Source organism: uncultured Rikenella sp. (genome assembly GCF_910579375.1).
In the GTDB taxonomy this organism is placed as follows: Bacteria; Bacteroidota; Bacteroidia; order Bacteroidales; family Rikenellaceae; genus Rikenella.
Genome location: NZ_CAJTUJ010000066.1, coordinates 1 through 10488 on the forward strand (window position 1 = coordinate 1; position 10488 = coordinate 10488).

Annotated in this window: 11 protein-coding genes; 4 read left to right on the forward strand and 7 right to left on the reverse strand. The window is 58.6% G+C overall.

From position 1 onward, the window contains the following. Nucleotides 1-404: 404 nt before the first annotated feature. The 7 genes from queG to QZ302_RS06595 form a co-directional block, all read right to left on the reverse strand. Nucleotides 405-1340, reverse strand: coding sequence for a tRNA epoxyqueuosine(34) reductase QueG (queG, locus tag QZ302_RS06565; protein ID WP_294593828.1), 936 nt, complete (start codon nucleotides 1338-1340; stop codon nucleotides 405-407). A gap of 14 nt (nucleotides 1341-1354) precedes the next feature. Next, nucleotides 1355-2077 carry a dipeptidase PepE gene (gene pepE, locus QZ302_RS06570; RefSeq protein WP_294593829.1) on the reverse strand — a complete coding sequence of 241 codons (723 nt, stop codon included), beginning with the start codon at nucleotides 2075-2077 and terminating at the stop codon, nucleotides 1355-1357. Nucleotides 2078-2079: 2 nt separating this feature from the next. After that, nucleotides 2080-2955: a prolipoprotein diacylglyceryl transferase gene (lgt, locus tag QZ302_RS06575; protein WP_294593830.1), complete on the reverse strand. Its 876-nt coding sequence runs from the start codon at nucleotides 2953-2955 to the stop codon at nucleotides 2080-2082. A gap of 420 nt (nucleotides 2956-3375) precedes the next feature. Further along, nucleotides 3376-3864, reverse strand: a complete 489-nt coding sequence (locus QZ302_RS06580) for a hypothetical protein (RefSeq protein WP_294593831.1) — start codon at nucleotides 3862-3864, stop codon at nucleotides 3376-3378. Between the two features lie 33 nt (nucleotides 3865-3897). Continuing rightward, nucleotides 3898-4353, reverse strand: a complete 456-nt coding sequence (locus tag QZ302_RS06585; RefSeq protein WP_294593832.1) for a hypothetical protein — start codon at nucleotides 4351-4353, stop codon at nucleotides 3898-3900. Between the two features lie 7 nt (nucleotides 4354-4360). Then, a complete protein-coding gene (locus QZ302_RS06590) occupies nucleotides 4361-5302 on the reverse strand; it encodes a DUF4848 domain-containing protein (RefSeq protein ID WP_294593833.1) in 942 nt (313 codons plus the stop codon). Between the two features lie 245 nt (nucleotides 5303-5547). Further along, on the reverse strand, nucleotides 5548-6633 hold the full coding sequence (locus QZ302_RS06595) for a lysylphosphatidylglycerol synthase transmembrane domain-containing protein (RefSeq protein ID WP_294593834.1): 1086 nt from the start codon (nucleotides 6631-6633) through the stop codon (nucleotides 5548-5550). A 245-nt stretch (nucleotides 6634-6878) separates the two neighbouring features. Between QZ302_RS06595 and QZ302_RS06600 the strand changes: the two genes are divergently transcribed. The 4 genes from QZ302_RS06600 to QZ302_RS06615 are packed head-to-tail and all read left to right on the forward strand — an operon-like array spanning nucleotide 6879 to nucleotide 10298. After that, entirely contained in the window at nucleotides 6879-8549 is a 1671-nt protein-coding gene (locus QZ302_RS06600) for a Na/Pi symporter (RefSeq protein ID WP_294593835.1), read from the forward strand. A 14-nt stretch (nucleotides 8550-8563) separates the two neighbouring features. Continuing rightward, the gene (locus QZ302_RS06605; RefSeq protein WP_294593836.1) at nucleotides 8564-9454 is read left to right on the forward strand and encodes an endonuclease/exonuclease/phosphatase family protein; all 891 of its coding nucleotides are present in this window, start codon (nucleotides 8564-8566) and stop codon (nucleotides 9452-9454) included. A gap of 44 nt (nucleotides 9455-9498) precedes the next feature. Further along, the gene (locus tag QZ302_RS06610) at nucleotides 9499-10098 is read left to right on the forward strand and encodes a DUF975 family protein (RefSeq protein WP_294593837.1); all 600 of its coding nucleotides are present in this window, start codon (nucleotides 9499-9501) and stop codon (nucleotides 10096-10098) included. A 50-nt stretch (nucleotides 10099-10148) separates the two neighbouring features. Then, nucleotides 10149-10298: a hypothetical protein gene (locus QZ302_RS06615; protein WP_294593839.1), complete on the forward strand. Its 150-nt coding sequence runs from the start codon at nucleotides 10149-10151 to the stop codon at nucleotides 10296-10298. The last annotated feature ends 190 nt before the right edge of the window (nucleotides 10299-10488 follow it).

A 10488-nucleotide genomic window follows, 5' to 3' on the forward strand; every position in this document is an offset into this window, starting at 1 on the left:
CGAAGAACCGCGCTACTCGCTCTTGGCCCAAAGCTCGACCCAATTCTCCTCCCCGTGTCACCTCATTGCGGCTCCGCTTGCGCTCCGCCGCGCTTGTCGTCGCCCGCGGCAATTCTTGCCGGATTGGCCGAGCGCCAACCGGCAGAATATGCCCTTTAAGCGGGCGGGCGACGGATTTTTTGCACGGGCCAAATTTTTCGCGCGCTGGGGAAATCTTGTCAAAACGTGCCAGCACATTTTGACGATTTCCCTCCTAAGGCGGCGCGCGATCTGGTCATTGCCCCGGCTAGAACTGTTCTCTTTGTGAACAAAGAGAACCAGAAAAACTTTAGAGCGCATCCCTACGGGATGCTATGGCCGGGTCTGCCCTAACCTCGCGACAACCTCTACCCCGATAGGATGAGCTACGGCAGGGAGGTGCGGAGCTTCGATAGACCGGCACGAGACAAAGGACTCGCACCAAAACGCTCGATAAACTCGACGGCGGACATCTCCTGCCACTCTTCCGCTGTCACCGACAACTGGGCCGGATTCGCCTCCAAACCGGAACCGACCGGAAATAACGGCATCTCGGCCTGGTTGTTATACGGGCAGACCTCCATGCAACGGTCGCAACCGAAAATCCGTCCTGCCAAAGCTGCACGAAACTCTGCCTCGACCGCTTCGCGACGTTCGATGGTCTGGTAAGAGAGGCACCGACGCGCATCGAGCGTCCGGGGTGCGACGATTGCGCCGGTGGGACAGGCTTCCATACACCGGCTGCAACTGCCGCAGCCGTTAGGCACGCCGATCGGCGGGACGTAATCGTCCGGCAGCGGGACGTCCAACAACAACAGACCGATGAGGGTGAAGCTCCCCAAACGGGGATGAACCAACATCGAGCTGCGGCCTATCCATCCCAAGCCGGCCCGAACGGCCCAGGCCCGTTCGAAAGCCGGGGCGCTGTCGACCACTGCCCGACCCTTGGCCGCTGCAAACCCTTCGTGGCAGCGAATCGCGTCCAACAAATGCCGCATGTTCCGCTTCAGGACGTCGTGGTAATCCCGACCCCAGGCGAAACGGGCGATTCGAGGCACTCCTTCCGGCTGGCGCACGGCGGGAGGACGGCGATAGGAGGTCAGGGTCACGACCACGCTGCGAACTTCGGGAAACAGTCTCCGCAGATCGTGCCGATAGGCGGCCGAACGGGCCAGATACCCCATGTCGGCGCCGTAACCGGCCGAGAGCCATCTCTGAAAGCGCTCCCGCTCGGCTTCCAACGGGGCATAAGCGACGACACCTGCGGCCGAAAAGCCGCAGGTGTCGCATTCGTTCCGGACGATTTCATCCAGTCTGTCCATAAAACCGAGGGGGGTCAGTCGTTCAACAAAAACGAGAGCTCTTCACCCGCTGCCAACTCGCGCGGAGGGGTTCCGTAACGGAACAGTCGCATGGTGCGGGGCCCGATCAGCGAGAGGTTCCGCCCTTCGACCCGCAGCATGCACCCTTCGCGCAATCCGGCGACGCGCATCCCCTTATTTGCCGCGATATACTCTTCGATCCGCATCTCGCGCGTCTCGCCGGCATGTCCTTCGGGATGGGCGTCCAGATAGTGCGGATTGATCTGGAAGGGAATGAGCCCCAAAGCTTTGAACGAGAGGGGTTCCACGATCGGCATGTCGTTGGTGGTGCAGATCGTGGGGCAGCTCATATTGGAGCCGGCGCTCCACCCGATATAGGGCACGCCGCGCTCCAGAACGGCTTCGCGAATGGGTTCGTAGAGGCCCTGATCCTGCATGGTCTTGGCCAGGTGGAAGGTGTTGCCGCCTCCCACGACAATCGCCTGCGCATTCCGAACGGCTTGCACCGGATCGGCGTAGGTGTGGACGGAGTCGACTTCGACGCCGAATTCGGAGAACCGGGTGGCCACTTTGGCCTGATAGTCGTCGTAGCTGAAGGTCACCGCCGCATAGGGCACGAACAGCACCCGTTTCACCGGAACGGTCGAAACGGCCAGAAAGTCGGCGATCTGCTGTTTGGGGTATTCCAGATAGGCTTCGCCTGCGTTGGTGGAGTTGCTGATAAGGAGAAGGCGCATGGTTATTTATGTTTTTTAATGGTAGGGTTCGGAGCGGGGTTCGCGAGCGGCATATCGGTATATGGTTGGGCCGGTCGCCGAAGGGCCCACCACAGGATCGCGCCGCCGGCAACGATGAATGGCAGGCTGAGTATCTGGCCCATATTCAGAATCATATCCTGTTCCCACGCTTCCTGGGGCTGTTTGATGGATTCGATCAGGAACCGAACGCTGAAAAGCAGGATCAAAAAGAGGCCGAAGAGTACACCGCGTTTCTGTTCGGCGAGACGGGTGCGCCAATACAAATGGGCCAGCAGAAAGAAGATGGCCAGATAGGCCAATGCTTCGTAGATCTGGGTCGGGTGCATGGGTACGGTCTCATGGGCCCGCAGAAAAATGAAACCCCAGGGCAGGGTGGTCGGGTCGCCGTAGATCTCGGAGTTCATGAGGTTGCCGAACCGCACGAGGGCGCCGGCCAGCGGCACCATCACGGCGACGCGGTCGAGAATCCAGATGTAGGGAAACTTCCATTTCCGGGCGAAAAGCCACAGCCCGAGGAGCAGCCCCAAGGCGGCTCCGTGGCTGGCCAGCCCGCCGCCGCGAATATCAAGCAGCTTGATCCACGGAAAACTGTCCATGAAGGGGTGCAGGAAGTACTCTTGGGGCTCGTAAAAGAGGCAGTGGCCGAGGCGGGCGCCGATAATGGTGGCGAGAACGCCGTACAGAAAACCGGAGTCTACGAGCCGGGGGTCGAGCCCCTCGCGACGCACCATCCGGGCGAAAAGCCACAGGCTGCTGAGCAGGGCGAGGGCCCACAAAACGCCGTACCAGGCGATTTCGAAACTGCCGAACGAAAAGGCGACGGGGTCGACGTTCCACTCGACGAAAAGTTGTGTCATAACGATCTTGCTTTTGTTGACTTCCTGAAGTAACAAAGATACGATTTTCCTGTGTCTACCCGCAGGGAACTGCCGCTTTCTTGTAAGAAAGCGGCGCAAAGAACTTTCGTGATAGCTACGCTACGCCTTAGGCTCCGCAGTCCTCATTATCTGTGGTTCCTTTTGGGTCGGGGCGAACGGCGCGCATGAGGTTGAGCTCGCATTAGCGCGCCGTTCGCTCCCGGCCCAAAGAAGAGTCCGAGAGTTGGGCTGCCGGCAGCGGGAGGATGCGTGAGCATTCGTCGAAAGTATTTTGGGTACCTTTTCTGAAGAAAAGGTACGGTTCCAGCCGGGGCAAAGATAAAAAACGGATATCCTTACTGCCTGAAGCAAGGATATCCGTTGAAGGATGCGAGATTCAACAAGCTGTTAAACCCGATATTACTCTTGTTCCGCAACCGGTTCCAGCCGAATGGATAATTGGCGGATAATCGGATCCATATGGAACGGATTGTAGGTATCCGGAATGAACAACTCGATAACATACGGTTTATCGATCTGAGTCGGGGCCAGGGTAATCGAGAACAAGGCCACCGTATCCCCCGGACTGAACAGCGCTACAGGATAATAATCCTTTAAGAATCCGCTCGGTTCGGGTTCTACGGTTTGCATCTGGAAGTGCCGCCCCTCTTCGGCGGTCGTCGAAGAGGCCACACTCACATTGGTAACCAAAGTCTGTGACCGGTCGGGCCGGGTCAGGCAGACCGGAATCGTCACCGAGTTCATAGACGGGGTCACTTTCACGACCATCTCTTCCTGCAGGAAAGAGACGCGCCCCTCGGCCCTCGGGCCGTAAAACGTCTGCGGCTCCGTTTTTTTGCAAGCGATTACCGAGAGTCCGAACAGAACAAGAATCAGATATTGTTTCATCAACTGCTAACTAAAGTTCTATGTGCAACCGCCTTATTTCTCTGTCGGTGCGAGACGGATAACTAACCGACGATGTACTGGCTGTCCGTAAGAGACTTGCAAAACGATTTGTACCGGCTCGGTAATTTTATCCGGATAAATGGTCATCGGAATCGTTGCCCGCATGTCGGCATCGGGTTTCAAATCAGGCGCCAGAAAACCAAAATTACGGTCATCTTGTTTCACCAAAGTCGGAAACTCGAATTGTTCGCCATATTCAGCCGATACACTGGTCAGATAATCCACTTCCACGATGAACGGCATCCAACCGTTTTCGGTGGGCGGAAATGCAACCGGAATATCAAGGCTCGTCGTGTTCGAATAAACGTCCACTGCCAATCGGGATTCGCCGAACCCGGCGGCGGCCAACTCAGGTGCGGGGTGCTCCTTTTTACAAGCTATCAATGCCACGCATGCAAAAAGGGTGGTCAATATACTTTTTCCGCTCATGATCTCATTAAATTTCAATAGCTAAAATCTGTGCTGCCGCTTCCCCTGTTCCACTCGACCAAACTTCATAACCGGCGGTTACTTTGTATTGCAAGAGGGGGGCCGAACAAAGTTTTAACTTGGAATTACAACTAATACGCCCAGTGGTTATCACCTGCCCTAAACCTATTGTGAAGAATGTCTGAGAAATATCCGGATTAGCTAATTCGGGATACGGTTTATCATAACCAATTCTTTGCCGGCAACGGAAAGAATATTCTGCTTTGTAATCGTTCCACCCGAAAAGATTTTTCTTTTGGGCCGTAACCTGAACATACACCTCTGCTCCATTGCGCACCGCCCACGCCCAGCATTTCTTTTTGCTGGTTTTGACAAAGACTTGATTGGTTTTAGTCTCTTGAGTAATGCGCGTCATCACATCTTCATTCGCAGCAGCCTGCGCCACGCGGTAATACATGGTCTGCTCGAACGAGTCGTAGTTGTAGTTCACGGTCTGACCGCCCACAATCACATCCCCGTCGGCATTCAAAATCATTTCATAAGCAAACCGGCTGGCTGCCACATATGGCTGATAGTCTTCCTCTTCCAAGTTGTCGTTGAAAAGGAATCGGCCCTGATATTTCGCTTTAAAAGCGGGGTATTCGTCCAACGAGCTCATCGACCGGAACTCTTCCAGAGCGGCTTCGCGGGCCATCTCCTGCGAAACGAATCCCAAGGAGTCGTACCACGCAGCCAAAGCCTGTTCGTCTTTTCCGAGCAGCATCGAAAGGGTCTTCTCAATGGCCGCTTCGTCGGCGAAGCAGAGTTTACCGTCGCGAACCGTTACGGTCGCCGCGGTTACGGTCGCCGCTTTCGTCGGAACGGGCCGAGCCTCTTCCAAAAGGGCGGTTTTGTTGCAAGCGGTCAAAGCGACTGCGCCGCACGCTGCAAAAATCAGTTTTTTCATCATAAAAAGTAAATTTAGTTAATAAATAGTCCGAAAAATTCGTACGACATTATACGTATCGAATATTTCGACTGCAAATATAAAAGCAATAGAAATAAGGAACAAAAAGAATAAAATATTATATCAAATTTTTACGGGTTTTATTTTTTACTCTTGTGCGATCTGTGTGCACCGAGCACACTTGATCACTTCAAGGATTCCGAGTGCAAACATAGACAAAAATCCTATGCGCGCAAAACGGGCTGTGCTTAGGATTCGATGTCGGGCCCGACGACCGAAGAAGGTGTCTGCTCTTCCGGCCGGCAGCCGAAGCTACGACGAAGCCAGCGCGGCAGGATGATCACCCCCATGATCAGATACGGATAGTAAGTCACCAGACGCCACAGCAGCGCAATAACCGCCGCAGCCCCGACCTGTACCGAAGCCCCTGCCGGGATCACGTCGCTCAGAAAGTGGGTGAAAATGTACTCGGCAAAGCCGCTACCGCCGGGGGTCGGCGCTACGAGCATCATGATCCACATCGCCAGCTGGCGGGCGAAGACCAAAAACTGGTCGCTCAGCGTGAAAAACGCCATGAACAACGCGTTGGCCACCAAATACCGGGAACTCCACGACAGAAACGTGGCTGCAAAAGACTGGAGCCAGAACAGGGGCCGATAGCGCCGGATCTCGATCGCGCTCCGGACGATGCCGTTGCCCGCTTCGACGGCCCCGGCTTTCCACCGCCGCAACCCGGGCAACGAAAAAAGACGCACAAGGAGCCATTTCAACCCCCGGGGGTTGAAGAAGAGGCCGTAGCTCAACAGGAGCAGGTAGGCGAGTTTCAGCCCGTAGCCGATGGTGGCGAAGAGCATGAGCTGGTGGCCCATCGGCCCGCCGAAGAGGCGGTCGCCGCCGACGATGAAAAAGACGACCGGAAAGAGCAGGGCGAAGTAGAGCTCGTCGAAAAACGAGGTGAGCATCACGATCGCCGCGCTCCGGCCGACGGGCACGCCCTCTTTGTGGACGAAGACGATCGCGACGCTGGTTCCGCCGATGGCCGAGGGGGTCACGGCGGAGGTGAACTCCCACAGCATGGTGATCCGAAAGGCTTGTCGCCAGCCGAGGTCGTTGCGGCTGAAGAGGCGCAGGCGGATGATGTAGCCGAGGTCGCGACCGGCCATGAACACAAAGGCGATCAGCACGAACAGCAGGGCGCGCCAGGTGAAACGGATCGATTCGAATACGGCGGGGTCGAACTCGCGCCAGATCATCCACGCCACCCACCCGAGCCCCAGCACGACGGGGAGGATGATTTTCCAGAGTTTGACGCGACCAACGGTATTTTTCTCCATAGAAAAAGCTGCGTTGCGAGGCCGGCTCGGGGCCGGCGGTGAGTCGCAAAGATAAGATTTCCCGGCCGAACGGCCAGCGGGTGGCACGCGGCGGCAGTTCGGCCCCGCCCGGCGGAGGGGGAGGCGCATTCTCCGCCCGGTCGCTCAAAATCCATGCGGTCGAGGGCCAAAGGAGACGGCGGAGGGGAGATTTGATGCGACTGGCGAAAAATCGTATTTTTGTCCTCAAACAACTGCTCGGCTCCATGGATATTCTTGTACGTATTCTCCAAATCATCGGTTCGCTGGGGCTGCTTCTTTTCGGCATGAAGTTGATGAGCGAGGCGTTGCAACGGGCGGCGGGCAGCCGGCTCAGACAATCGATGGGACGGGCCGGAGAGACGATCGGCTCGCAAATCGGGGCTGCGGCTACGGTCACGGCTACGGTGCAGTCGTCGAGCGCGACGTCGGTCACGATCGCGGGATTCACCCACGCGGGGCTGATCGATTTGCGACGGGCGATCGGACTGATGATGGGGGCCAATATCGGCACGGTAGCGACGGTATGGGTCATCGCGCTGTTCGGATTCGCGCTGCGGGTGTCGGTCATCTCGATCCCGCTGGTGGGGCTGGGGTTCGCTTTCGTGCTGCTCCGCAAGAACCGATATCGCGACCTGGGGGAGACGGTCATCGGTTTCGCGCTGATGCTGCTGGGGCTCTCGGTGTTGCAGGCGTCGACGAACGCGGTGGCGGCCCATACGGGGTTTTTCGACGAGTTGGCGACTTATGCGGGGCTGGGATATCCGTCGATCGTGGTCTTCCTGCTGATCGGCGTCCTGCTGACGGCGGTGCTGCAATCGTCGGCCGTGACGATCGCGATGACGATGATTCTGTGTCAGGGAGGATGGCTGCCGTTGGAGACGGGGGCGGCGATGGTGCTGGGGGCAAATATCGGCACGACGGCGACGGCGGTGTTGGCGACGACGACGCTCAACACGTCGGCACGACGGGCGGCGCTGGCGCATACGGCGATCAACCTCTTCGGGGCGTTGTGGTGCGCGCCGCTGCTGCCGTGGATCGTGCCGGGAATCATTTTGTGCTTCGGGCTGTTCGGCGGGTTGGGGGCGGGCTGCACGCCGTTGATGCTGGCTTTTTTCGACACGGTTTTCAATCTGCTGAATGTCTTTATCGCGGCGAATTTCATCCCGCAGCTGATGAAGCTGCTGGCGCGGATCCTGCCGCACGAGGCGTCGGACGACCGGAGGAGGCTGCTGGCGCTGGACTCGGGGATGATCTCGACGCCGGAGCTGGCCCTGATGCAGGCGCATCACGAAATCGCGACGCATGCCAAACGGATGCTCAAGATGTTCAACATGGTGCGCGAGCTGACGTGCACGCGTCAGCTGGAGGAGTTCCGAAGGGGATATGCGCATGTGGAGAAATACGAACGGATTACGGATCGGGTGGAACGGGAGATCGTGGTTTTCCTGTCGCACATCGTCTCGCAGGACAACAGCGAACGGGCGACGGTGCGGTTGCAGCGGATGTTCCGCACGGTGTCGGACATCGAGCTGATCGGGGACGAAAATCTGGAGCTGGCCCGGACGATCCGGGCGAAACGGGAGCGGGATCTGTGGTTCGACCGCACGCTGAGGGAGGATGCGGAACGGCTGTACGACATGACGGAGGAGGCGATCTACCGGATGACGCTCTGTCTGGAACATCCGGAACCGGAGGAGGTGGGGCAGGCGCGCAAGCTGGGCGAAGTGGTGCGGAGCTGGGCGGAGGGAAGGCGAACGGAGTTGCTGGCGCGGTTGGGAGAGGAGGGGGCGAATCCGACGGCGGTCTTTTTCTTTCTCGAACTGACGGAGCGGTGTGCGAAGCTGGTCGGCACGGCGACGCGCATGGCGGTGGAGCAGGCCGAGGAGGCGATGTAAGGTTTCGATAGCCCGTGAGACGCTTGTTTCTTCTCTTCTTTTTCGCCTTGTCGGCGGGCGGGCCGTTCCGGACGGGGGCGACGGAGCGCGGAACGACGCTGGTGGTGGCGACTTACAATGTCTGTAATCTTTTCGACACGATCAACGATCTGGGCATAGCGGACGAGGTGCCGACGCCGGAGGCGTGGCGACGCAAAACGGAGCGGCTGGGGCGGACGATCGGGGCGATGGCGCCGGATGTGATCGCGCTGTGCGAGGTGGAGAACGCGGGGGTGCTGGATGCGTTGCTCGGCTCGCCGGGGCTGGCGGGAGAGGGGTATCGCCATATCCACTACGATTCGCCGGACAGGCGGGGCATCGATGTGGCGCTGCTCTACCGGGCCGACCGGATGAGGCTGACGGGGGCGGAACCGATCCGGATGGCGACGGGGTATCCGACGCGGGATGTCTTGCGGGCGGAGTTCTCGGTGGAGGGGGCGACGAGGCCGCTGGTGGTCTATGCGGTTCACCTGCCTTCGCGCCGGGGCGGCTATCATCGGGCGACGCGGGCGAGGGAGGAGATGGCGGCACGGCTCGATGCGCATGCGGCGGCAGACTCGGCGGCGGCGACGGTGGTGCTGCTGGGGGATTTCAACGAGAATCCGTCGTCGAGGCTGGTTCGCCGCCGGCTGGCGGGATGGAGGCCGCTGGTGCTGCAGGCCCACCGGCGAGGCGAGGGCTCTTATGCCTGGCACGACACGTGGCTGATGTTCGACCAGATTTTCGTGGCGCGCGGCATGACGGCGGAGGAGGCGCGGGTCTTTCTCCGGCCCGGGATGCTGACACGGACGGGACGTTTCGAGGGGTATCCCGACCGGGAACTGAGCGACCATCTGCCGGTCTACACGCGCATCCGGTTGCGGTAATTTTTGTTTACATTTGTAATTACTCACTTAACTCACAAATCATTATGGCACTCACTATCAATCGCGACCTGCGGCGCAGCGCATGCACCGCCCTGACCGGCAAATGGACTCCGGCCGTACTGATCACTCTGGTCTACATGGTCCTGGCCTGCGTCTGTTCATACATTCCGTATCTGAATTTCCCGGCCTCGCTGCTGGTGCTGCCGGTGCTGGGGTTCGGCTATCAGGTCATCTGCCTGAACGTGATGCGGTCGGGGAGTTATCCGGAAATCAACGCCCTCTTCAACGGCTTCCGCAACTACGGCAAGACGCTGGGGACGATGCTTCTGATGGCGATTTATGTCTGGCTGTGGAGTCTGTTATTCCTGATTCCGGGGATCATCAAGTCGTACTCGTATGCGATGACGCCGTTCATCCTGAACGACGAACCGGAGCTGGGGGCGGACGAGGTGATCTGCAAGAGCATGGCGATGATGCGGGGGCACAAGATGAAGCTGTTCTTGCTGGATTTGAGCTTCATCGGCTGGGGTCTGCTGTCGGTACTGACTTTGGGGATCGGATTGCTGTGGTTGGTGCCGTGGATGGAGAGTGCGCGGGTGGCGTTCTATCTCGACCTGAAGCGGAACGCGCAGCAGGAGGCGTAGGGTGTCGGGGCGTCCCCGCCCCGGGCTACCGCCATCGGATATCGGGATCTTTGTCCTATGTCGGCGCCGATGGTTACAGTTGGTCTTCCGCTATCAAAGATACAGATGGATTACACTTGGGATTTGGATTGACATGGCTTACTCCCTGTCGCATCTATGGCAGCGCTCACGGTTTTCAGTTGCGTTGCCTCTCGGAATAAACGGTGCCGCTCGCGGGGGGCAAGGGGCGGGAGCTACCCTAATTAGGTGCCTCTACCCTACTTTTGTTTGACTTTGACGGTCGGAACCAGCGGGGGCTGCATGAGCATAGCGAGGTTGCGGCCCTACGCCGGGGTGGCGCCGGCCCGCGCGACTCTGCGAGTCGCAAAAGCAAAGCATCCATTCACCGCC